The 21889-nt window shown below is 53.7% G+C and carries 22 protein-coding genes, 2 tRNA genes and 1 pseudogene; 19 read left to right on the top strand and 6 right to left on the bottom strand.

The features are described 5' to 3' along the window. Positions 1-7: 7 nt before the first annotated feature. Genes HF854_RS06735 through HF854_RS06725 form a run of 3 tightly spaced genes read left to right on the top strand, consistent with a single transcriptional unit; the run spans position 8 to position 4368 of the window. Positions 8-1051, top strand: a complete 1044-nt coding sequence (locus tag HF854_RS06735; protein WP_168935607.1) for an AAA family ATPase — start codon at positions 8-10, stop codon at positions 1049-1051. Beyond that, positions 1052-1570 (top strand): hypothetical protein, encoded by a 519-nt coding sequence (locus HF854_RS06730; RefSeq protein ID WP_168935606.1) that lies wholly within the window; start codon positions 1052-1054, stop codon positions 1568-1570. It abuts the gene before it with no gap. After that, on the top strand, positions 1567-4368 hold the full coding sequence (locus tag HF854_RS06725; RefSeq protein ID WP_168935605.1) for an ATP-binding protein: 2802 nt from the start codon (positions 1567-1569) through the stop codon (positions 4366-4368). Before HF854_RS06730 ends, HF854_RS06725 begins: the two co-directional genes overlap by 4 nt. Before the next feature lie 75 nt (positions 4369-4443). On the opposite strand, the gene HF854_RS12695 is transcribed toward HF854_RS06725, so the two are convergent. Together HF854_RS12695 and HF854_RS06715 are read right to left on the bottom strand one after the other, a co-directional pair. Next, the gene (locus tag HF854_RS12695; protein WP_240937681.1) at positions 4444-4590 is read right to left on the bottom strand and encodes a DUF2442 domain-containing protein; all 147 of its coding nucleotides are present in this window, start codon (positions 4588-4590) and stop codon (positions 4444-4446) included. A gap of 84 nt (positions 4591-4674) precedes the next feature. Further along, complete coding sequence (locus HF854_RS06715) at positions 4675-5010, bottom strand: DUF4160 domain-containing protein (protein WP_205906060.1); 336 nt, start codon at positions 5008-5010, stop codon at positions 4675-4677. Between the two features lie 88 nt (positions 5011-5098). On the opposite strand from HF854_RS06715, the gene HF854_RS06710 reads away from it, so the two are divergent. Beyond that, positions 5099-5605, top strand: coding sequence for a MucR family transcriptional regulator (locus HF854_RS06710; protein ID WP_168935604.1), 507 nt, complete (start codon positions 5099-5101; stop codon positions 5603-5605). A gap of 64 nt (positions 5606-5669) precedes the next feature. On the opposite strand, the gene HF854_RS06705 is transcribed toward HF854_RS06710, so the two are convergent. Further along, positions 5670-5951: a hypothetical protein gene (locus tag HF854_RS06705; protein ID WP_168935603.1), complete on the bottom strand. Its 282-nt coding sequence runs from the start codon at positions 5949-5951 to the stop codon at positions 5670-5672. Positions 5952-6126: 175 nt separating this feature from the next. On the opposite strand from HF854_RS06705, the gene HF854_RS06700 reads away from it, so the two are divergent. The 8 genes and pseudogenes from HF854_RS06700 to HF854_RS06665 all read left to right on the top strand — a co-directional run bounded on the left by HF854_RS06700 (position 6127) and on the right by HF854_RS06665 (position 13217). Beyond that, positions 6127-6468, top strand: a complete 342-nt coding sequence (locus tag HF854_RS06700) for a helix-turn-helix domain-containing protein (RefSeq protein ID WP_168935602.1) — start codon at positions 6127-6129, stop codon at positions 6466-6468. A gap of 99 nt (positions 6469-6567) precedes the next feature. Further along, complete coding sequence (locus HF854_RS06695) at positions 6568-7281, top strand: ERF family protein (RefSeq protein ID WP_168935601.1); 714 nt, start codon at positions 6568-6570, stop codon at positions 7279-7281. 15 nt (positions 7282-7296) lie between these two features. Next, positions 7297-8466: a hypothetical protein gene (locus HF854_RS06690; protein WP_168935600.1), complete on the top strand. Its 1170-nt coding sequence runs from the start codon at positions 7297-7299 to the stop codon at positions 8464-8466. A gap of 25 nt (positions 8467-8491) precedes the next feature. Beyond that, entirely contained in the window at positions 8492-8863 is a 372-nt protein-coding gene (locus HF854_RS06685) for a hypothetical protein (RefSeq protein ID WP_168935599.1), read from the top strand. A gap of 85 nt (positions 8864-8948) precedes the next feature. Next, positions 8949-9161, top strand: a complete 213-nt coding sequence (locus HF854_RS06680; protein WP_168935598.1) for a hypothetical protein — start codon at positions 8949-8951, stop codon at positions 9159-9161. Between the two features lie 94 nt (positions 9162-9255). Next, positions 9256-10242, top strand: a pseudogene (locus HF854_RS06675) (AAA family ATPase); the annotation flags it as partial. A gap of 327 nt (positions 10243-10569) precedes the next feature. Next, positions 10570-11574, top strand: a complete 1005-nt coding sequence (locus tag HF854_RS06670) for a DUF3150 domain-containing protein (protein WP_168935597.1) — start codon at positions 10570-10572, stop codon at positions 11572-11574. Continuing rightward, on the top strand, positions 11568-13217 hold the full coding sequence (locus HF854_RS06665) for a cobaltochelatase CobT-related protein (RefSeq protein ID WP_168935596.1): 1650 nt from the start codon (positions 11568-11570) through the stop codon (positions 13215-13217). The genes HF854_RS06670 and HF854_RS06665 overlap by 7 nt, the downstream gene beginning before the upstream one ends. A gap of 162 nt (positions 13218-13379) precedes the next feature. Here HF854_RS06665 and HF854_RS12875 read toward each other — a convergent pair whose 3' ends face one another. Next, positions 13380-15434, bottom strand: a complete 2055-nt coding sequence (locus HF854_RS12875; RefSeq protein ID WP_168935595.1) for a tyrosine-type recombinase/integrase — start codon at positions 15432-15434, stop codon at positions 13380-13382. Then, positions 15393-15477, bottom strand: a tRNA-Leu gene (locus HF854_RS06655). Before HF854_RS06655 ends, HF854_RS12875 begins: the two co-directional genes overlap by 42 nt. Positions 15478-15647: 170 nt before the next feature. On the opposite strand from HF854_RS06655, the gene HF854_RS06650 reads away from it, so the two are divergent. The 5 genes from HF854_RS06650 to HF854_RS06630 all read left to right on the top strand — a co-directional run bounded on the left by HF854_RS06650 (position 15648) and on the right by HF854_RS06630 (position 20321). Beyond that, on the top strand, positions 15648-16715 hold the full coding sequence (locus HF854_RS06650; protein ID WP_168935594.1) for a DUF1786 domain-containing protein: 1068 nt from the start codon (positions 15648-15650) through the stop codon (positions 16713-16715). A gap of 33 nt (positions 16716-16748) precedes the next feature. Beyond that, positions 16749-18047, top strand: coding sequence for a phenylacetate--CoA ligase family protein (locus HF854_RS06645; RefSeq protein WP_168935593.1), 1299 nt, complete (start codon positions 16749-16751; stop codon positions 18045-18047). Between the two features lie 5 nt (positions 18048-18052). Next, complete coding sequence (locus tag HF854_RS06640; protein WP_168935592.1) at positions 18053-18664, top strand: DUF456 domain-containing protein; 612 nt, start codon at positions 18053-18055, stop codon at positions 18662-18664. A 7-nt stretch (positions 18665-18671) separates the two neighbouring features. After that, positions 18672-19433, top strand: coding sequence for an RNA methyltransferase (locus HF854_RS06635; RefSeq protein WP_168935591.1), 762 nt, complete (start codon positions 18672-18674; stop codon positions 19431-19433). A 339-nt stretch (positions 19434-19772) separates the two neighbouring features. After that, the gene (locus HF854_RS06630) at positions 19773-20321 is read left to right on the top strand and encodes a flavodoxin family protein (protein ID WP_168935590.1); all 549 of its coding nucleotides are present in this window, start codon (positions 19773-19775) and stop codon (positions 20319-20321) included. A gap of 143 nt (positions 20322-20464) precedes the next feature. On the opposite strand, the gene HF854_RS06625 is transcribed toward HF854_RS06630, so the two are convergent. After that, positions 20465-20887 (bottom strand): pentapeptide repeat-containing protein, encoded by a 423-nt coding sequence (locus tag HF854_RS06625; RefSeq protein WP_168935589.1) that lies wholly within the window; start codon positions 20885-20887, stop codon positions 20465-20467. Between the two features lie 309 nt (positions 20888-21196). Here HF854_RS06625 and HF854_RS06620 point away from each other — a divergent pair, with 309 nt between their 5' ends. After that, positions 21197-21502, top strand: a complete 306-nt coding sequence (locus HF854_RS06620; protein ID WP_168935588.1) for a sunset domain-containing protein — start codon at positions 21197-21199, stop codon at positions 21500-21502. Positions 21503-21814: 312 nt separating this feature from the next. Beyond that, positions 21815-21888: transfer RNA gene (locus HF854_RS06615), tRNA-Glu, on the top strand. The last annotated feature ends 1 nt before the right edge of the window (position 21889 follow it).

Genomic DNA, 21889 nt, shown 5'->3' with positions numbered 1-21889 from the left:
ATAATTAATGCTCAAGACACTGAAACTTCAGAATTTTACGGTATTCAAAGAAGCCAGGCTGAAATTTTCGCCGGGCCTCAATGTCATCATTGGCGAAAACGGCACGGGCAAGAGCCATTTACTGAAGCTAGGATATGCCATTCTTTGTACCCTGGAATCCTTTGGCGAAAAAATACCGCCCAATGAAGTGGCAGAACGCTCGTTTAAACAGAGTCTTGTTGATATTTTCCGACCGGAAACACTGGGGCGACTGGCTTCGCGCGTTCACGGTCATTCAACCGCTTCTATTGAAAGTCTATGGGGCAAGAAAGGAAAGTTGCAATTTTCCTTTTCCACTCGCCATTCTGAAAAGGTATCATTGGCAAGCCCGTTCCAGTATGAACAGCTGTCGTCCTCGACACTTTTTATCCCGCCAAAGGAAATTCTTTCTATTTTTGAAGGGTTTCAAGGTGCCTTGGAAAAAAGAGAGCTGGCTTTTGATGGCACCTACCTGGCATTGAGCAAAGCACTCAATCCTGCGCCGCTGCGCGGCAAACGTCCGGGGGATACGTCCAACTTCATTGATGATCTTGAAGATATCATTAAATTTTCCGTTGTAAAAAAGGAAAATCGATTTTACCTCCTGGCCAAAAACGGTGCCGGACAATTTGAGGCGCAGCTTGTTGCTGAGGGCCTGCGAAAGCTTGGGATGTTGGCCTACTTGATGATGAATGGCGAGCTGCGTAAAAGTTCTGCCCTTTTCTGGGATGAGCCAGAGGCCAATCTGAATCCGCGCTTGCTGGCAAAGTTGGCAAAAATTCTGGTGGAACTCAGTAAGATTATGCAGGTCACAATAGCTACACACAGCCTTTTCCTTCTGCGCGAGTTGGAAATATTGCAGGAAAAGCAGCAATTACAGAATGCGCGTTATTTTGGTCTGCACTTTGCCGAAGATGGCGTCGTAGAGATCCAGCAGGGAGACAGTTCCAACGATATCGGCGATATTGCTGCACTAGACGCCAACCTCGAGCAGTCTGATCGGTATATGGAGCTTTCCTACGGAGAGGAATAGATGCCTGTCAAAGAAGATGTAGATGGACTGTCTTTTGTCTTCCCAACTGGTTGGAAAACAACGAAATTTGATGACTTGACGTTTTATCGCAACCATTTTCTCAAAATGCATGATGGAATCAAGGCAGTCGATATCGTGGCGATCTCCCCGAATGGGGCAACACTTTGGCTGATAGAAGTAAAAGATTTTCGTCGCAAAAGGCGAGAAAAATCTCTCCCGCTATACGAAGAAATATGGCAGAAAGTCTTCGCTACGCTTGCAGCACTCTTACCGACTAGCGTCAATGCTTCCACTGACAGAGAACAACAATTTGCCAAGTTCGCACTCAAGGTGTCTAAAGTTCGCGTTGTCTTTCAGGGAGAGCAGCCCAGAAAACCATCAAAACTTTTTCCTCAAAGCTTTACTCCGGCAGACTTGCAGAAAAAATTCAAGATGATATTTAAAGCTATTGATCCTCACGCTCTTGTTGTCAGCAGCCAAGACATGCCTTCACAGATACCGTGGACGGTGCAGCCATGACCATGCTCAAACCTTGGCGTGAACTGGTCACGCCCCATTCGGATGTTCTGCGCGGTACGTTCCAGCAATCGGAATTTGCTGCGGATATTTCCCGTGTCCACAGTGGGACAGCTACGGAAGAATATCAGGATCCGGCGCTTTTCTTTCAGCGTACCTTCATTACCGAAGGCATGAAGCTGCTGCTGCATTCCGTGCTGCAGCGCCTTTCCGGAAAGGGAGGGGATCCTGTCATCCAGTTGCAGACCGCCTTTGGTGGTGGCAAGACCCATACATTGCTGGCCGTCTATCACCTGGCTACAGCTACCTGTCCTGTGAGTGAACTGCCCGGGATTCCGGCGCTGCTGGATGCCGCTGGCCTGATGGAATTGCCTCGTGCCCGTATAGCGGTCATTGATGGTATCCGCATGTCGCCCAATCAGCCTGTGGAGCACGATGGTCTGGCCATCAATACGCTGTGGGGAGAGCTGGCGTGGCAATTGGTTGGGCCGGAAGGCTATGCTTTGCTGGCTGATTCGGACAAGGCCGGGACATCTCCTGGCAAGGACGTGCTGGAAAAATTGCTGCGCATGGCCGCACCGTGCATCGTGCTCATGGACGAAGCTGTGGCCTATATCCGCCAATTCAGCGAAAAGCCGTTGTCCGGGGGGACGTTCTCGTCCAATCTGAGCTTTGTGCAGGCATTGACAGAAGCCATGAAAGGGGTCCCCAATGCTGTCCTGCTGGCATCCTTGCCGGAGTCCGCTACAGAGGCCGGGGATGCCAACGGACAGCGTGCTTTGGAGATGCTTTCCCATACCTTTGGCCGTGTACAGGCGCTGTGGAAACCTGTGGGCGCGGAAGAAGCCTTTGAAGTCGTGCGTCGCCGTCTGTTTGCCGAAGTCACCGACAGAAAGGCTGCGGATGAAGTCTGCAAGGCCTTTGTGGATTTCTATCTTGCCAATCCCGACTCGTTCCCGCAGGAGACCCAGGAAAGCCGTTATGCCGCCAGGTTGCGCGCGGCCTATCCCATCCATCCGGAAGTTTTTGACCGCCTGTATGAAGACTGGTCTTCCCTGGATCATTTCCAGCGTACACGTGGCGTGCTGAAGTTCATGGCCAAGGTCATCCATCGCCTGTGGAAAGACAGCAGCAGTGATCCCCTTATCATGCCCGGAAGCCTGCCCCTGTATGATACCGGAACGCGAGCAGACATCATCTACTACCTGCCGCAAGGCTGGGACCCCGTAGTGGACAAAGATATCGATGGGGATAATGCCCAACCTGTACAGCTGGATATGTCGCAGCCGCGTTTTGGCAATATCCAGTCCTGCCGCAGAGTGGCGCGTACCATTTTTCTGGGCTCAGCTGCAGCGGGTAATTTGGGCAGTGGTAACGCGTATCGGGGTATCGACGAGAAGCGCGTTTATCTGGGGGCAGCCCTGCCGTCCACTGCCATCGCCTTGTTCCGTGATTCTCTTCAGCGCTTGCAGGACAGGCTGTATTATCTGAATTCGGAGAATGACAAATACTGGTTCAATGTACATCCCAACCTGCGTCGGGAGATGGAAGACCGCAAGGGACGCTATGGGATGGAAGAGGCCTTGCCCTTTATCAAGAAGTGTTTGCATACGAGTTTGAGACAGGGGATGTTTGCCGCACGCCACATCTTTGCTCCTGCCAGTGATATCCCTGATGATGAGCAGTTGCGCTTGGTGGTTCTGCCCCCACGTGATGCCTATAGCAAGACCATAGACAACAATGCCCAAGCTGCGGCCCAGGCCATTCTGGAACAGCGGGGGGATCTGCCACGGCAAAACCGGAACCGGCTCATCTTCTTGGCACCGGAATACGATACGATTTCCCGGCTTGTCGATCAGATCAAAACCTATCTGGCATGGCAGTCCATCCTTGCGGACAGTTCGGAAGAGCGGTTGGTGCTGGATACGCTCCAGATCAAAAATGTCCAGAAATCTGCGGAAAATGCGTTCAACGTTGCCAAGTGTTCCGTTACGGAAGCCTTCAAGTGGCTTTTGGTGCCTTACTGCGGCAAGCAGAATCTGGCTGAGACACGTTGGGAAAAAATCGCCATCCCCAGTGGTGCGACCAAGCTGATGGATGAGATCGAGCGGCAATTGCGCGAAAACGAGCTCGTCATCGAACGCTGGGCACCCATTCACCTCAAGAATGAGCTGGAGAACTGGTTCTGGAAGAATGGCGTATCCCTGCAAAAAGCTTTGGATGTCTGGCAGGCAACGTGTCGTTATCTCTATCTGCCACGCCTGAGCAACAAGGGGGTTTTTACGCAGACATTGAGCGATGCTACAGGATCCCGTGATTTCTTTGCTCTTGCACAGGGAGAGGAGGGAGGAAAATTCCTGGGCTTCATTTTCGGGAAACCCCACCTCGTTCTTCTGGATTCCTCCACGTTGCTCATATCTTCTGAACGCGCTGTGGCTTATGAGGCAGAGCAGGCATCCATCAGCAGTGGGGATACAGGTCCTCAGCCCAACCCTGGAGCTTCCGGTGGGGGAGAACCGCGTCCCACACCTGGTAAAACAGGAGAGGCCACAACCCGGGAAAAAGTGGTACGCCGTTTTATCGGCAATGTGTCCATAGATCCCATGATGGGGAAAGTCGATACCCAGTCCATCTTTGATGAGGTTATCCAGCATCTGGATGAATATTCGGGAAGCACCGTTACCATCACTTTGGAAATCCAGGCGGAAACGGATAATCCTAAAGGATTTGATACCGCACTTCAGCGCACAGTGCGAGAAAATAGCCGGCAGCTGAAATTTACGATTGCAGAATTCGAATAAATAAAGAATCTGGCCTGATAAGGCTCCTGGGCAGATGATGTCCAGGAGCCTTTTTGCTGTCATCCCTGCAAATAGTTAAGTTATTTGGGTAGGAGTCTTTGTGAGATCACCCTGCCCAGCAAGAAGTCCCTCCACAGAGATATCCTCATTCAAGTGGTCCCAGTGGATCCCGAAAGAGCTTAGTTCATACTGTTCCCGTTCAGCCTTTGCCGCATTAAGCAGGCGAGGAAACCAGCAAGTGGAACGCCAATCACTCTGGCATCATTCAAACCACCCCACATGGAATCCTCATCGAACCAAACTGTCTTAGGTGAAAGAGTCATGGTAGGCTCCCTTCAGGATCTCCCGTTTTTCTGGACGAGCTTGCAAATTTGCGCAGCTCCTGTGCTGAAATCCTGCATTGAGCATCACAGCATAGGGCTCAACAAGAGAAATTGTCGCTTCGCCATTCTGCCTTCTTACATGGATATGCGGAGCTTTTGTCGGATTTCCTTCATTCGAATAGAAGAAAAATCGATATGCTCCTATATTTAAAATAACTGGTATCCTTTCTCCTGTTTTTGCAAGGATACCGACTTTTTCTCTGGCCGTCCACTGCCTACTCTCCAAGGATTTAAGCAAGGGGATACTTTCTTTTTTCATTGCTAATTATCTGTGCTTAGTATATTTTTATTAAAGTTTTTTTGACATAAAAAGCTGGCACCTATATTTTACTTGGAAGGAGACAAAAATGGCACTCGATGATAAGGATATTTTTGCAGCGATTTTTGCAAAACATGGTAATCAACCTATCGAATACGTTATGGCTGAATACGAGAAGGCCAAACGCCTCAATATGGAGATCGAAAAAAGGCTCATGGAGCAGGCTGATCCTATAGCCCCTGTTAAGCCTGTGGCTGCTCCGGTCAAGCAGGTAGCGTTGATCCCTGAAATCGAGAAGAAGCCTGTTCCCCAGAAGAAGCAGTATACGCAGGCGGATCTGAAGTTCGCTCCTGCTACGGCCATTACGGATAAAAGCATCACCTGTTGCCTTTGCGGTAAGCAAGCTCTGACTTTGACTGCTCGTCACTTGGCCCACCACGAGATTAGCGTAGAGGACTACAAAAAACTTTGTGGCTATGAGCCGACACAAAAACTCATGGCTCGGGAATATCTCGCAAAGATGACGGATAATGCCAGACGTGCCCAGGAAGCCAGAGCTGCGAAGCGTATGGAAAAAGAGGGGCAGGAAGGATAAGTTGCTAAAAGAGCCCGGCTGGGATGACCAGTCGGGCTCTTTTCATTTAGTCTGGAATTCTGGGTTATTCTTTGACGACTTTCCAATCTTTTTGATGACATACCGGACATTCATAGCGTGAACTTACCCACTCAGCAATTTCGTCAGAAAAAGCTGCCATAGCAACTCCACCAGTGACGATGGCGACGCAAATTGCAAGAGCAAAACCGGTTCCGGCAAAAAGATATGCTACCCAGGAATAAAAGCCGAAGCCGCTGACGGCTCCACCAAGGATTTTGACGAAAAATCGCTTGTTGAGAGTTTCTTTGTAATAACAGCAGTTACATTTAATATACATTTCAGCCATATACGATCTCCTAAAATTGTTGCTGAACAGTCTGTGCGTGACAGTTTGGGTGTGCAGCCATACCTCGCTTTAATTTTCGGTAGTGATAATTGTATAAAATGTCAAGAATTGGTTTTTATGCTGTTTTTGAAGCCCGCGCTTTCCCTTATTTTTGTACGCAAAAATGGAGGGATACGTGGCTGGGACGAAAAAGCAGCGACTCGCGGTCATAGTAGGTGCGAACATTACCGCACGACGAAAACTGCTGGGATGGAATCAGGCGGCCTTTGCCGAGCGTTTGGGGATGGGAGCAGATTCGCTTTCCAGAATCGAACGTGGCCTTGTCGCTCCTCGCTTTCAACGGTTGGAAGAGATCGCTGAAATCCTGGAATGTTCTGTCGCCGAGCTGTTTATGACCCAGGAAGATCTGGAGAAATACCGGATCAGCTTTTCGTCCCCGAAGCAGGAAGAACTGCCGACCGTCACCAGGAGTGAAATCATTTTCCTTGCGGAAAAGATCATCCAGCGTTTGAAATAAAGAAATCAAAAAATTTCATATATATATTATCAAAAAGAAACACATGTGGCCTCGGAGGATTCATCTTCCGGGGCTTCTTTTTTTCCGTAGGGAGGTCTCATGCTGGAATATTGTTCTGCTGAAATATCGGAACTGGCCAAGGCTCTTATCGCGGTACAGCGCGAATTGTTGCCTGCGGCCAGAGATGGCACCAATCCTTTCACCCGAAGCAATTACGCCACGCTCAACTCAGTCATGGAGGCTTGCCGTGATGTCCTTCTTGCACATGGTATCTGGATGACCCAGCTTCCTGTTCCTGCACCTGTGGAGCTTGGTCCGGGACATATCGGTTTGCTGACGAAACTCACACATGCGGAATCCGGTCAGTGGCAAAGCTCATTGGCAGTCGTTCCTCTGCCAAAAGCTGATCCGCAGGGGATGGGCAGTGCCATCACCTATGCCAGACGGTATGCTCTGACAGCCATGCTGGGCATAATCACAGAGGAGGATGACGATGGAGAAGCCGCAAAAATGCAACCTAAAACATCTGGACGCGTGAAACAGCCTAGAAACGGGGCTCAGGTGCAAAAAGGCTTTCAAGATAGGCGAACACAAGCGGATAAAAATTCAGGCACCTCAAAACGGAAGTATGGACCTTTTGCTGATCTTCCCCAGCTGGATGGCGTGAGCTATCAGATAGTCAACGCACAGGATGGAAGGGAGTGCATCGTGGCGACAGGAGATACCCAGACTCGCAGTGAGATACTTTCGGGTGCTGGTTTTCGTTGGAATGCACAGCGCAAGTTCTGGTGGAAGTATGCCGGAACTGCCTAACCTGAAGGAGAGAACATGGCCCCTTCATCTCTTGTACGGGAGAAAGCCCTGCTGGAAGTGATCCGGCAGGGCTTTCTCGTTTCTTCACGTTCCCAGACGCATGCCATGCTTGGAGATCGTACCTCATATGTCGGTATGAGCGATGTGGGCAAGTATCTGGAATGTCCCCGGGCTGCGGTGGCTTCCAGGATCTTTCCTGAGCCGGAAAACCTTGATCGCCTGCTTCCTCTGCAACGTGGTCACTGGTTTGAACAGGGTATCGGGGAAGGATTATCTGCGCTTGGCCTGCGTGTTCTCCCTCAGCTGGAGATCGACTGGATATATAAGGATACACCCATCCGGGCACATCTGGATTTCACCTTGGTATGGGATTCCCCCAGGAAGGCGGTTCGTATTCTGGAGGTAAAAAGTACGGAAAACATTCCTACAGAACCATACCCATCACATCTGATCCAGGTCAAAGGTCAAACGAGTCTTCTGGCTGCCTTGTGGCATCAACCTGTTTTCTCCGTGAGGAACACTTCCGGGGAACAGATATGCCATGCCCGAACCTTTCCGGAGATATGCAAGCTGCAATGGGGACTGGTTATGCCGGATACTCCAGAGGGAATCGATCTGGAAGGCTGGTTGCTCTACCTATCCATGAAAGACTGTCGGGCATTTGGCCCATTTGTTTCGGGAAAAGAGACCTTGGAAGTTGTAGGCAAAACGGCTGAACAATTCTGGCAGGAGACCTGTTCATGTAGACAACAGCAGCGTGAACTGGATGCTCTCCGTTATGCCAGGGGATTCCATCTTCTGTGCGCTACCTGCTCATTCAATGAGGGATGTCCCAAATTCCGTCAGGGGGATTTTCAACCGCAATGGGAACCTGCTGTGACCAGACTTGAACAGCTCAAGGAAGAACGTTCCACCCTGGATATCCGTATCAAGGAGATCGAAAGCGCTCTCAAACAGGCGCATCAACTCGCATCCACTACGGATTGGATAAGTACAGGACAGCATCGTTTTCGTCTGGGTATGTCATCTGGCCGACGTACTTTGGATCGCAAGGGATTGGCACAGGAATTGGCGCATATCTTCCATGAGGAAGGTCTTGATCATATCGATGTGGACGCATTGTTCCAGCGGCATGAGCAGGAAGGAAAGCCTGTTGCCCGTTTGTCCATCACTCCCATCCACTAACCCCCTCACCATGTAAGGAGACATCATGGGATACTACTCTGAAATTGGCCTCACCATTTCTGCCGCAGGCTATAATCAGCTCACTGGAAAACTGACAACGCTGGAAGATTCGGAACTGCGCACAGTTGTCGAAAACCTGTTGGCGCATGCGGATACCCACTACACGAGCAAAGAAGGCGATCAGCTCTGGTTCTGGAACTGGACCAAGTGGTACAGCACGTTTCCCGAGATCAACTGGCTGCAAGCACAGCTCAACGAACTTGATGCCCAGGACTTCTACTTCATTCGGATTGGAGAGGAATTCGATGATGTGGAGACAGACGGTAGCTGGTGCGAGAATCCTTTTGAGATGGAGGTGTCCCGTGGCATCTCCATGAGAGAAGCTATTGAAGGGTAGGGGAGGTATCTTGCCTGTGACGCCCTCTTACGTCACAATCTCCTAAGGAATCTTCAAACAGCCATGATGGCAACAGGAGTTTGACATGCCTCTGACGTTGGAAGAGCTTGTTGAAACTGCTGTGGAAAATCAGCATATTATCCTGCAAAAAGAACTCGAGAAGGGAATACCGCTGAACTATATCGACCAGGATGGGCACTATGTTTTGCGTTATCCTGACGGGCACATAGAGAAAACGTCATTGCCTATACTGGAAAACATGGAGCAGCGATGCCAAGGCTCTCAGGTATCCCGATAGCAGGAAACAATTCCCCCAAATCACCGCCAGATACAACGAAAAAGGCCCCTGATTCTTCAACGGATCAGGGGCCTTTTTGTTCAAGGAGATGACGATGCAAACCATATCAGACGAATTGAGCCGGCTTCAGGTCATCGAACTGGATGCTGGTCAGATTTTTAGCGGCAATCCTTCCGGTACTCCCATCAAGGGATATGCCACCCCCTCTCTGTATACCCCCAGGCTGGACCCCAATTACCTGTTCCATGAATCCAGCAGGGACATCATCGTCTGGCTGCTTTCCCCGGAGGAACCCCTGTACATCTTTGGCCCTTCCGGTTGTGGGAAAACATCGTGTGTCAAACAACTGGCTGCACGCTTGAACTATCCCCTGTTCGAAGTGACGGGACACGGCAGGTTGGAGTTCGCTGATCTCACAGGACATTTGACCGTGCATGAAGGGAGTATGTCCTACGAATACGGACCACTTGCGCTTGCTATGCGTTACGGAGGCATCTGTCTGGTCAATGAGCTGGATATGGCTTCACCGGAAGTCGCAGCAGGACTGCATGGCATCCTGGACGGTTCTCCTCTGTGTATCCCGGAAAATGGTGGGGAACTCATCATCCCTCATCCTATGTTCCGATTCGTGGCTACAGCCAATACCAATGGCGCAGGGGATGACACCGGTCTTTACCAGGGAACTCAGCGACAGAACCTGGCTTTCACGGATCGATTCATCCTTTGCGAGATGGGCTACCCTGATCCCTCTGTGGAAAAGAAGCTCTTACGGGATCGCTATCCGGCGTTGCCCGTATCCCTGTGTGAAACGATGGTAGACTATGCCAATGAAGTCCGCAGGTTGTTCATGGGAGAGGTGAGTGGAAGCACTCTGAGCGGCAGCATCGAGATTACGTTCTCCACGCGCAGTCTTTTGCGCTGGGGCGCTTTGACCTTGCGTTTCCAGCCACTGGCAAAACAGGGAATCCAGCCGGTGACATATGCTTTGGACAGAGCTCTTGCCTACAGGGCTTCACGTGAGACCAGAGCCATGCTGCATGAACTGGCTCAACGCATGTTTCCGCATCTAACAGGGAATGGAAGTGATCTGCTCATGGGAGAGGAAGCACTCGGGTTCGTGAAGCTGCATTGCCAGCGGAGTAGTGCTGTTCCCTATCCCCGTATTTTCCTGCGCAAGGAATACGTACTGGATGGGCAAACTCTGACCAAGGATTGGGTAGGCGATGCTGGTGCTGAAGGACTGACCATTACCTGGGGACATTCTGGACAAAGCGGACAGCAGCATTTCGTTCCTGTGGATACCTGCAAGGACAAAAGCCCCATACTGGAACTGACATCCCGAGCCGCCAAAAAATTGCGTGAAGGGTATGCCCTCATCAAAACCAAAAGCTCAATTTAGGAGGATCATATGACCCAGATCATTTCCGATATCCGCATCCTGGACAATCTGCTGGCTCTGAACCTGGATATCAGTCTCTGGTCAGCTCGGAAAAAAATGACCGTGGAAGACTTCGGTGGCGCTGAACTTCCTCCCGAAGACCTGGCTTCTTTGGGTTCCAAGCGTATCGCCGATCCCAGTTCGTTGAAGATTTTCTCCACCTTGAAAGCCCGTGCTTTCAGTTTTCTGGACAGACATGGAGTACGTTTCATGTCTGGTTGGGCTATCCCGGAAGAGAAAGCTGGTGCCATCATCCAGGAACTGGTGGCCATCCGAGACGAATTCCTGCGGGAAAAAGAAGCATTCCTGGCGGATTATGATGAATCCGTCAAAGCCTGGATAGACAAGCATTCCCAGTGGTCGGAAATCATCCGAGATTCCACGGTAAGTCCTGAATATGTTCGGGCTCGCATGGACTTTCGCTGGCAGCTGTACAAGGTATCCCCCCTGGAGCAGCATCCTGATGAAAAAGCTGTGCTGGAATCTGGTCTGGCGGAAGAAGTGGAAGGGCTCGGTAACACTCTTTTCGATGATCTGTCCCGGACTGCAAAGGATATCTGGAAGCGTGTTTATGAGGGAAGAACAGAAGTGACTCACAAGGCCCTGTCACCTTTGCGCACTCTCCAATCCAAACTGGTAGGCCTCAGCTTTGTGGAACCTCATGTGAGCCCTGTGGCTGATATCATCCAGTCCGCTCTGGATAGAATGCCCAAAAGAGGGAATATCACGGGAAGCGATTTGATCCTCCTGCAAGGTCTTGTCTGTCTTCTCAAGGACAGTCATGCGCTCATCCTTCATGCCCAGAAAGTCATCGAAGGAAATTCGACCGGTTCCGTTCTGGATGCGTTGCTCAAAAAGGATGAAAGCGTTCAGCCGGATGAGGACAATCCTTTCGGGACTGCTGAGTTGCCTGTGTTGCCGGAAGTCGTTTCCGCACCGGTACTTCCTGAGATTCCTAGCATGGGGTTATGGTGATGCAGCTGCGAGAGAAAGATATCCTGGGCTGTTTGCCTCTTCTGGCTTCCGTACTTGGGAATACCTATGGTGTGCATGTGCGTATTGGTGGGTCTGATGCCTGTACGGATGGGAACATGATCCAGTTACCGTCATTGCCTGTAGACTGTGGGGAAGAGCTGCTGCTTCTGGTCAGGGGCTTTATCGACCATGAATCTGCCCATATCCGGTATACGGATTTCAAGGCATTTAAGGAGGCTGCTCTGGATGCGGTGACGAAAAATCTGTTCAATGCCATCGAAGACTGGAGGGTGGAAAACAGACTGGCTGCGGTATTCCCGGGATGCAGGCACAATTTCCACGAGCTGATACACCGGTTCTTCGTGGAAGATGCGACCAAAGAAAGAGCGGGGGAAAGATCCCCCGCTCTTTCTGTTTTGAACTATGTGCTGCTGACAGTGCGTTCCTGGGATGTCCCTGAAGTGTCACAACCGCTGGGAGAGGAAATGACCTCTCTGGATACTCACTTCCCCGGTATGCGACAGTCTCTGGATCTCATCCTTGCACAAATCAGGCAGGAATGCCCAGATACGTCCAGTGCCATCCATTATGCCCGCCAGTTGGCACATTGCCTCAAGTCCTGGAAATCCCCGTCACAGGAGGAACAACACCAGGAGAGTGGAACCCAGACGGAAAACACCTCCGCATCGGAAAAAGGCAGCGAAGCAAGCACACCCGAGGCTTCAACTCATGGGACATCATCTGCGGAAAACTCATGCTCACCGGCAGGGGAAACAGAGCAGGATATTCTTTCAGGTATCCCGTCAATGCCAGTAGACATGGGGAATTGGCTGGGGAAGCAACTGGAAGCACATGCAGCGGGAGACTCTGGAAGAAAGGTCGAGATGGCTGTGGAAGGCTCTTGTGAGGTGCATCTGTTACCGGATCAGGACAGGGAAAAAGCTGTGCGCATGGCAACGGCTCTGAAAGCCAGAATGCTGGGTATGCTCCAGGCACATACTCTGCGTCATGCTATTTCCGGCAGGCAGGGTAAACTGGAGACAGGAAAGCTGTACCGACTGAGTACGGGAAGTACCAGGGTTTTCCAGAAAAGGGCCAGCGTACACAAACTTGATACCGCAGTGCATATCCTCCTGGACAGTAGTGGGAGTATGCACGGTGAATCCATCAAACTGGCAGTACAAGCCTGCTATGCTGTGGGTAAGGCATTGGAACATCTGTCCGGGATATCCCTTGGGATCACTTCCTTTCCAGCCTACAGAGATGGGAAGATCGGTGTGTTCCCCCTGGTCAGACATGGGCAGAAAATGACTGACAGGATGCAGATGCAGGCTCATGGAGGAACTCCTCTGGCGGAAGCTCTTTGGTGGGTCATGCGCCAGATGTTCATACTCAGGGAAACCAGAAAGGTCGTGCTGATCCTGACAGATGGTGTTCCTGATGACGTGACCCAATGTTTGCAGGCACTGGAAGCACTGAGGAAGACTGGTGTGGAGGTTTACGGCATAGGCATGAAATTCGACTGTATTTCAAGTCTCTTGCCGGATACCAGCAGCAGGGTCATCTCCAGATTCGAGGAACTTTCACCAGCCCTTTTCGAAGTGCTGCAACATGCTTTGCTCAGGGAGACGCGTTATGACTGAGGAAGTGAAAGCTATCTCCGCAACAGGATGGGTCCTCATCGCCATTGCTGTGCTGAGAGCTATCAAAGTCATCATGGACGAGTGCAAGGATAGCAACTAACTGTCTGGATAAATACTATTATAGCCTGCTTGGGGAGGGAATATCCCTCCCCGAGCTGGCTTTCATTTTTTGTGTACATCCAAATGGCTGATTATCTCCTGATAGCATTGGCTGACAGGAAACTCGCTCCCGTATTGTCGTGTAGCCAGGTGGGGAATCTCGTGACCGAAGATCTGCCGAAACACATCTGTATGCAGGTTGAGGCGTTTGAAGAAGTCACTGAACGTATGGCGTAGAGAATGAAAACTCTTTTTTCCTGTGATTCCACAGCGTTCAATATATCGACTGAAGAAATTACTGACCATATGACCGTACTTGGGACATTTCTCAGTTTTACGCAGCTCCGGGAAAAGGCGTTCCTGGCCATTCAGCTTCATCTTATCAACATATTTGATAAAACCATAGGCTAGCAGATCATTGTGTATAGGTATCTTGCGGAATGCATTTCTGTTCTTGAGGCGCTTGTCGTGATGGTCAGTGTTGATATCGATATACCAGATGTTCTGCTCCTGCCGGATATCAGAACAGTGCAGTTGGCATATTTCCTCAAGGCGCATACCAGTATAGAGCCCAATAAGCGGAGCCCAGTAGAAGGAAGGATGCTTGACGCTGCTTTCCGTGAATGTCTTGGGAGAAAAGAGCAGGGTGATGTCCTCTTGTGTGAAAGCTTCTCGTAACTCGATATCTCGTCGTGTATCCTTGATTTGCAAGGCTTTCGCAGGGTTTGTAGTGAGCAGTCCCTCACGGATGCCCCATTCAAACATGCTGGCGACAGCTTCCACAGTCACATTGACGGTTTTGATGCTGAGGGTGGTTGCAGGAGACATGGCCAGTATTTGCGAGATGCTTTTCCCCTTGTACAGCGGAGATTTTTTCCTGTTGGGAGGAAGTTTGCGTAGCGTATCCCGATAATATCGCAGGTCATCTCGTTGCAGCTGAAGGATATCCCTGTCTCCCAGGATCTCTATCAGGGTTTCCAGTCGTCCTTGCTGAGTAGTCAAATTATCTGCCGTCCAACGCTTATCCGCCAGCTTGCTCTCTGTATAGCGCCGGATGAAAGTGGAAAGTCGAATCCCCCGTTTTTTACGGGAAACGTGTACCGGTGAGGTTTCAGGTTCCGCAGCTACAGTGACAGGAGCATAGTTATTCAAGTATCGCTTGAAGATTTCACGAATGGTATCCGGGTTCAGATTATTTCGGGACAAAAGTTCTTCACGCAATAACAGCAAGGTATCAGGGCAGAGCATCCCGTGAGGATGGTCTGTCCTGATACTGTTTTCAGCGGAACAGGAAGTAGTCGAAGAGGAAGCCAAAGCCCCGTCAGGTGATATGGCAGCTACGTGTTTCCCAGGAAATATCGTTGTGGAAAGCTGGGAAATTTTTGCTGTAACTTGTTGGGATAGTGGATGAAGACAGGTATCCTGACAAACAGGTTTCCTGGCAGATGGAGTGGCTCCTGTGGCCGATGATGCAGGTTGCCGATCACAAGCAAAAGAAGGAGCCGTGAAGCCTCTCGCATCTCTTGCATCCATACTGTTTGTGACCGTCATTGCTGGTGGTTGGGAAAAAGAGCAGGGCAGAGCCGTTTTTCGGGGACCACGTTTCCCGTATTCACTGACATCCTTTCCCTGCATGGAAGACAGATGCCGGATAAGGATATGCCGCAGCGTGGGAAGATCAGGTACGCCAGGTAACGAAGCATGCAGCAAGGCAAAAAGCCGGCAGGCAAGCAGCTTGGCTTCCTGACGGAAACATGTTCCCAGGCTCAGGCGTATCTCGGCATTCCCCAGACGTTTTTTGGCAGCAGCAGGCAGAGCACAACGAAAATAGAAGATGCGGCCCACACAAAGAAGATGCTGACCGGAACGGCGGGTTATTGGGTGGGAGTGGCAAGTGCCGTGCGGGTGAGCGGAAGAAGCGGCAGCGGATGGCATTTGAGGCACCTTTTGTACCACCTGTTTGACCCAAATTCGTAAAGGTAGGAAAAACAGGGGACGGGCTGGGCTTGCTGCGCTGCTCGAAACAACCAAAAAAGAAAGGGTTGCGGCTAGTTGCCACAACCCTTGATGTCTTGCTGGTGCCGAGGGCGGGAATCGAACCCGCACGGCGGTTGCCACTACCACCTCAAGATAGCGTGTCTACCAATTCCACCACCTCGGCACAAGTGGAGTGATACAGAAAACAGGGTGGCTTGGCAAGAACTTTTTTGCATTTTTGGAAAAATTTTTTTGAGCAGCCCTGTCGGAAAGGCTGGGGGCTTGCCTTGGGCCCGGCTAACCGGTACACCAAGAAACGGCAAACTTTGCTATTGTTTGGCCTGGAGAAAAACCATGGATGACGGTGTTCGTACTTTTTTACAAAAAACAGGTCCTGTCCTTTGTGTCGATATCGGCAGCGACACCCAGGATGTCCTTTTGGCCCGTCCGGGACTGGAAGTCCACAACTGGCCACGCTTCGTCCTGCCTTCACCGGCCCGTCTGGCCGCGCAGCGCATTCGTGAGCTGACCCTGCTCAAGCAGCCGGTATGGCTGTACGGTGAAAATATCGGTGGCGGCTTTGGCCTTGCCGTACGTGACCACATCAAGGCGGGTTATGCTGTCTACAGTACCGCCAGTGCTGCCAGCGCCCTGCACGACAACCCTGAAGTCGTCCGCAGCATGGGCGTCCAGGTAGCGGAGCAGTGTCCGGCCGGTGCCGTGCCGGTGCCTCTTTCCGATTATTCCCCGGAATTTTTTGCCGGACTGCTGCGGCAGGCCGGGCTCCCGTTGCCGCATCTGGTACTGGCGGGCTGTCAGGATCATGGTTTTCACCCCAACGGCAACCGCATGGGACGCATGCAGGCTTGGACGGCCCTGCTGCAGGCATCGGCCCTGCCGGCCAACTGGATCTACGAACAGCCGCCGGCGGAATGCACCCGTCTGCTGGCCTTGCAGAAAAAGACTGGCGGCCCGGTGGCGGATACGGGGACCTGTGCCCTGCTGGGCGCCTTGTGCGTGCCGGAAGTCATGAAGCGGAGCTGGCGCGAAGGGATCACCATCATCAATGTGGGCAACAGCCATACGGTGGCGGCGCTGGTCTATCAGGGGCAGGTCCGCGGCATCTACGAGCATCATACCGGCATGCGTACCCTGCAGGAATACCTTGCGGATCTTGAGCAGTTCCGGCGTTCCTGGCTGCCGTGCGAGGAGGTCCTTGCACACGGAGGGCACGGGACGGCATTCGGTCCCTACTGTGAGGAGGCCGGAGGCTACGAACCCACCTATATACTGGGACCGAAGCGGGAATTTTTGCAGGGACAGGGACAGTTCCTGGCCCCGTATGGCGATATGATGCTGGCAGGCTGTTTTGGCCTGCTCTGGGGATGGGCGCACAGGGGCGACGCCGCCGGGCGTTTGTAATTCAAGATGGACAAGCAGCAATAAGGTTTTGACATGGAAGTTTTCGATGCAGCGGAATTGTGGAGCAGGGACCAGATCGAACACACCCAGCTGACGCGCCTCAAGGCCACCGTGGCCCATGTGCGCAAGAGCGAGTTCTATCGCCGCCGTCTGGATGAAGCCGGTGTGACGCCCGAGAGCATCACGTCGCTGGACGACATCCGGCGCATCCCCTTCACCACCAAGCAGGATCTGCGGGACCAGTATCCCACGGGGCTCCTGTGCGTACCGCGCAGCGAGATCGTGCGCATGCACTGCTCCAGTGGTACCACGGGCAGTCCTGTGGCCATCTGCCATACGCAGAACGACATCAATAGCTGGGCCGATCTGATGGCCCGCTGCCTTTATATGGTAGGCGTACGCCGTGACGACGTGTTCCAGAACATGTCCGGTTACGGCCTGTTCACCGGGGGCCTGGGGATCCATTTCGGTGCCGAGCGCTTGGGCTGCATGACCATCCCGGCCGGTCCCGGCAACTCGCGCCGCCAGATCAAGCTGGCCAAGGACTTCAAGACCACGGTCGCCCACATCCTGCCGTCCTATGCGCTCATCCTTGGCGAACATCTGCGCAATATGGGTGAGGACCCGCGCGACTTCCCCCTGCGCATCGCCGTGGTGGGGGCCGAGCCCTATACGGTGGAATTCCGGCGCCGCATCGAAGAACTTTTCGACATGAAGGCCTACAACTCCTACGGCCTCTCCGAGATGAACGGCCCGGGCGTGGCCTTTGAATGCCAGAACCAGAACGGCCTGCATGTCTGGGAAGACGCCTACCTGCCGGAGATTGTGGATCCCAAGACCGGCGAGCCCGTGCCCGACGGCGAGATCGGCGAACTGGTCATGACCTGCCTGTGCCGTCAGGGCATGCCCATCCTGCGTTACCGGACCCGCGACCTGACCCGCTTCCTGCCCGGGGAATGCTCCTGCGGCCGTCATCATCGCCGCATCGACCGCATCCTGGGCCGCGCGGACGACATGTTCATCATCAAGGGCGTCAACGTCTATCCCATGCAGATCGAACAGGTCATCATGACCTTCCCCGAAGTGGGGCAGAACTACTGCATCCTGCTGGAGAACGACGGTATCGGCGACGTCATGCGCGTGCAGGTGGAGATCCGCGACGAGTACTTCGTGGAAGACATGCGCTGCCTGCAGGGCCTGCAGAAGACCATTGCCCAGCGGCTGCGTGACGAGATCCTGGTGACGCCGCGCGTGGAACTGGTGCAGAGTAACAGCCTGCCCAGCAGCGAAGGCAAGGCCGTGCGCGTGTACGACAACCGCGTCAAGAAGTAGCCTGTATGGAAGGATTCATCGCGCTGGCCTCGTTCAGCCTGGCCTATGCGTTCATCGTCCTGCTGGGGCTGATCCTGCTGCTCAACATCCTTGGCCTGCCCGCCAACTGGGTGGTGGTGCTGCTGGTGGTGCTGTGGAAGTTCCTGCACCCGGCCGCCGGGGCCCTGGATGTCTGGTTCTGGATCATGTTCCTGGGCCTGGCTGTCCTGGGCGAGGTGCTGGAAATGGGCGTGCAGGTCATGAATGCCAAACGGCACGGCTCCAGCACGTCCGGCACCGTGGCCGGTATGGTGGGGGCCATCGCCGGGGCCATCTTTCTGGCACCGCTCTTTTTCGGGCTGGGGGCGTTCATCGGGGCTCTGGTGGGCGCCTGGCTGGGCTGCCTGGTCATGGAACTGCTGCGTGGCCGTCCCGGCAAGGAGGCCTTTGATGCGGCCTTCGGCACCATGATGGGGCGTTTTCTGGGAACGGTCTGCAAACTGGGTACGGGCAGCGCAATGGTCGTGCTGACGGCCCACCGCATCTGGCCGGATATGGCCCCAGTACCGCCGCCGTTGCGTCCTGTGGTGCCGGAACCCGGGCAGGTCGTGATGCTGCTGAAGAACTGGCTGTGTTGAGGTGATCATGTCACTGGATTTGTTACAAGTTGTTTTGGTTCAGACGCGCTTTCCCGAGAATATCGGCATGGCTGCCCGCGCCTGTGTGAATATGGGCAGCCACAGCATCCGTCTGGTGGCGCCGGAGCGCTGGGACAGGGAAAAAGCCCGTCCTCTGGCCACTCCCAAAGGGCAGGGCGTGCTGGATGACGTCCAGGTCCTACCGGACGTGTCGGCTGCCGTGGCGGATTGCTCGCTGGTCATCGGGACGACGGCCCGGACAGGTGGCTGGCGGCGTTCCCTGCTTTCCCCCGAGCGGGCCGCGGGAGAAGTGGCCCAGGCCCTGGAGCGGGGAGAAAAGGTCGCCATCGTGTTCGGCCCTGAGGATCGGGGGCTGGATAATGATGCCATCCAGCATTGCCAGCGGCTGGTGACCATCCCCACCAATCCCGAGGCCAGCTCCCTCAATCTGGCGCAGTCGGTATTGCTGCTGCTGTATGAGTGCGCCAAGGCCGTACGGGCCCGCCAGCATGAGGCTGCCGGGGAAAAGGCTCCGGCGGAGGGCGGCTCCGGCCGCGTCATCTCCTCTGCCGACTACGAGCGTCTGCTGGACAATCTGAAGGACATGCTGCTGCGTCTGGATTGCCTGCACGGGGACAACCCGGATTATTTCCTGATGCCGTGGCGGCGCCTGCTGGCCCGGGCCCAGGTGCGGCGGCATGAATACGACGCGCTGATGGGATTGTGCCGTCAGGTTCGTAACAAGCTGGATGGCGGCAACAAAGCCTAGTCGCCCGACAGCTGCAACCATGCTCCATGAACAGCCCCTGAGAAGGGGCTGTTTTTGTATCCTGCATCCTTACAGGGTGCTCCGCGCGGCGGGCAAAAACAGCAAAGGATATGACTGCCGGGCTCCCCGGCTCCCGGAGATTACGGAGCAGGGGCGGGGAGAATCTTTGATCCGGCCCGGGAAGGACAGAAGGGGAGAGGAAGGCACGGCGGTCGTCCCCGGAACTTTTGATGAAAAACGGTTGACGAACGGGCCTTCAAAGAAGACCATCTGCCCGTTCACGTGGCCGGCCGCTGTCATCTGTCTGTGTCCCGGTCAGAGCCAAAAGGAGAAAGATCCATGAGTGGGAAAAAAGTCCTCGTCATTTCTTCCAGCCCTCGCCGGATGGGCAATTCTGATCTGCTGGCCGATGCCTTTATCGAGGGAGCTCGGGAAGCCGGTCATACCGTGGAAAAGATAAACCTGCATGACAAAAAGATCGGTTTTTGCAAGGGCTGTCTCGGGTGTCAGAAAACGCAGCACTGCATCCTCCGGGACGATATGGATGACATCCTGCCGCGCATGCAGCAGGCCGAGGTGATCGCTTTTGCCAGCCCCGTGTATTTCTATTCGCTGTGCGGGCAGCTGAAGACCCTGCTGGATCGCACCAACCCCCTGTTTGCCGGGGACTATGCTTTCCGCGACATCTATTTGTTGGCCAGTGCTGCCGATACGGACGAAAAGACCATGGAAGGCCCCAAGAAAGCTATGGAGGGCTGGGTGGTCTGTTTTGAAAAGACCCGGTTGTGCGGCGTGGTGCAGGCGCTGGGCGTGACGGAATCCGGCGACATCCGGAAAACGCCTGCGGCCCTGGATGCTGCCCGCGATATGGGCAGGGGCATCCGCTAGGACTTTGCCTGTCTGCCGGATCCTCTGGCAGCAGAAAAGGGCAGGGGACAGTGGCCTCCGTGTGTCTGTCTTGGCAGGCACCTTCAGGAGCGGCTGCTGTCCCCTGTTTTTTTAGAAAAGACCTTGTTTAGGAAGGCTCTGGCTTATTTGTCCGAAAGCCCTATGACGCCTTCCAGCCACGCACCATCCAGACAGGCCTCACGCAGGCTGGCCCCACTCAGATCGGCTCCCCGAAGACTGGCACTCGTCAGATTCGCACCGTCCAGCAGGGCATTCTCCAGGATGGCACCATTCAGCCGGGCTTCCCGCAGGTCTGCATCACTCAGGTCTGCTTCATTAAGCGCCGCTCCCGCCAGATTGGCCCAGGAAAGATTGGCCTTTGCCAGCTCCGCGTTGACGAGGTTGGCCCCGGCCAGATCGGCCAGCTCCAGATTGGCGCCCCGCAAGTCGGCACCGGCGAAATTGGCCCCCCGCAGCTCGACGCCCCGAAAATCCTTGCCGGCCAGATCGGCATTGGCAAAATTTTTCCCCGCCATGCTTTGCGGGTGGGAATGCTGATGGCTCATCGAATCCCTCCTGAAACGGTTTCCGGTCATGATAGCCCAGAGGGCTACTTTGCTACAACTGTTTTGTCGTGACGGATGCCTTGCTCCCGCGAAGGGGTAAAGCCAGGATCTTGCAGGCGCGTCCTTCCTGAGGGGCGCAAGGGGGGAAGGAGGCTATGCAAGCAGAAGGGCGGGAAAGAAATACAGCAACGGGAGGACCGTGTCTTTATGCTTCCGGCAGAATGATGTATCCTGCATGGCATGGGCCGGATGCAGTGCTGTTTCGTCCGGCTGCGGATAGTTTAAAAAATATTTCGGAGAGTATCTGCCATGAAGAAAATGCTCGCCATCCTGATGATCCTGGGGCTCGTTTGCTCTTCCTCCGGTCTCGCCCTGAGTGCGCCTGCCCAGCAGGCCGCTCCGGCGGCGACCACGGCTCCGGCCCCTGCCGCCAAACCCGCCCCCAAGGCTGCGCCCCAAAAGATGGAGGCAGGCTATCGCGGCAACCCGGAAAGCAAGATCTATCACAACTCTTCCTGCCGCTATTATAAGGGCAAGAGCGTCAGCAAAACTTTTGCCTCTCCGGCGGATGCCAAGGCCGCCGGGTACCGCCCCTGCAAGGTCTGCAAGGGCTAGGGCCGCATCTGTTGCTGGCCGTGAACGGCTTTTCCTGTGCGGGCGGGCCCGTCAGGGGAAGCCGTTTTTAGCTGCTTTCTCCTGGCTGTTTCGCCGTTATTAACGTTACGGTAAGAGCGTACAGGGGACTGGTCTCTTCTGCCTGTTGGGATCAAGAGAAGGGGAAAGGGGAGGGCAGCCTTGGATTAGCGGGGAAAGCCTGCCTCGTAGCGCATCAGGACAGGCCACACGGAAGGTGTGAAAAAGAAAAAAGGAAGTCCTCGATTTTTTGCTTGACGACGGCCCGTCTTTCCCGTAGATACACCTCATCGCGTCCCCATCGTCTAGCCGGCCCAGGACAACGGCCTTTCACGCCGTCGACAGGGGTTCAAATCCCCTTGGGGACGC

It is taken from the genome of Desulfovibrio piger, from assembly GCF_012843875.1.
Lineage (GTDB): Bacteria > Desulfobacterota > Desulfovibrionia > Desulfovibrionales > Desulfovibrionaceae > Desulfovibrio.
The sequence above is the reverse complement of the archived record's forward strand: the minus strand, read 5'-3'. Positions and strand labels throughout refer to the sequence as shown.

What these genes read in the sequence shown, in the direction of transcription:
- HF854_RS06735 (WP_168935607.1), top strand. Translation starts at nt 8, where the DNA reads ATGCTCAAGACACTGAAACTTCAGAATTTTACGGTATTCAAAGAAGCC.
- HF854_RS06730 (WP_168935606.1), top strand. Translation starts at nt 1,052, where the DNA reads ATGCCTGTCAAAGAAGATGTAGATGGACTGTCTTTTGTCTTCCCAACT.
- HF854_RS06725 (WP_168935605.1), top strand. Translation starts at nt 1,567, where the DNA reads ATGACCATGCTCAAACCTTGGCGTGAACTGGTCACGCCCCATTCGGAT.
- HF854_RS06715 (WP_205906060.1), bottom strand. Translation starts at nt 5,010, where the DNA reads ATGAAAAAAGAAAGTATCCCCTTGCTTAAATCCTTGGAGAGTAGGCAG.
- HF854_RS06710 (WP_168935604.1), top strand. Translation starts at nt 5,099, where the DNA reads ATGGCACTCGATGATAAGGATATTTTTGCAGCGATTTTTGCAAAACAT.
- HF854_RS06705 (WP_168935603.1), bottom strand. Translation starts at nt 5,951, where the DNA reads ATGGCTGAAATGTATATTAAATGTAACTGCTGTTATTACAAAGAAACT.
- HF854_RS06695 (WP_168935601.1), top strand. Translation starts at nt 6,568, where the DNA reads ATGCTGGAATATTGTTCTGCTGAAATATCGGAACTGGCCAAGGCTCTT.
- HF854_RS06690 (WP_168935600.1), top strand. Translation starts at nt 7,297, where the DNA reads ATGGCCCCTTCATCTCTTGTACGGGAGAAAGCCCTGCTGGAAGTGATC.
- HF854_RS06685 (WP_168935599.1), top strand. Translation starts at nt 8,492, where the DNA reads ATGGGATACTACTCTGAAATTGGCCTCACCATTTCTGCCGCAGGCTAT.
- HF854_RS06680 (WP_168935598.1), top strand. Translation starts at nt 8,949, where the DNA reads ATGCCTCTGACGTTGGAAGAGCTTGTTGAAACTGCTGTGGAAAATCAG.
- HF854_RS06670 (WP_168935597.1), top strand. Translation starts at nt 10,570, where the DNA reads ATGACCCAGATCATTTCCGATATCCGCATCCTGGACAATCTGCTGGCT.
- HF854_RS06665 (WP_168935596.1), top strand. Translation starts at nt 11,568, where the DNA reads ATGGTGATGCAGCTGCGAGAGAAAGATATCCTGGGCTGTTTGCCTCTT.
- HF854_RS06650 (WP_168935594.1), top strand. Translation starts at nt 15,648, where the DNA reads ATGGATGACGGTGTTCGTACTTTTTTACAAAAAACAGGTCCTGTCCTT.
- HF854_RS06645 (WP_168935593.1), top strand. Translation starts at nt 16,749, where the DNA reads ATGGAAGTTTTCGATGCAGCGGAATTGTGGAGCAGGGACCAGATCGAA.
- HF854_RS06640 (WP_168935592.1), top strand. Translation starts at nt 18,053, where the DNA reads ATGGAAGGATTCATCGCGCTGGCCTCGTTCAGCCTGGCCTATGCGTTC.
- HF854_RS06635 (WP_168935591.1), top strand. Translation starts at nt 18,672, where the DNA reads ATGTCACTGGATTTGTTACAAGTTGTTTTGGTTCAGACGCGCTTTCCC.
- HF854_RS06630 (WP_168935590.1), top strand. Translation starts at nt 19,773, where the DNA reads ATGAGTGGGAAAAAAGTCCTCGTCATTTCTTCCAGCCCTCGCCGGATG.
- HF854_RS06625 (WP_168935589.1), bottom strand. Translation starts at nt 20,887, where the DNA reads ATGAGCCATCAGCATTCCCACCCGCAAAGCATGGCGGGGAAAAATTTT.
- HF854_RS06620 (WP_168935588.1), top strand. Translation starts at nt 21,197, where the DNA reads ATGAAGAAAATGCTCGCCATCCTGATGATCCTGGGGCTCGTTTGCTCT.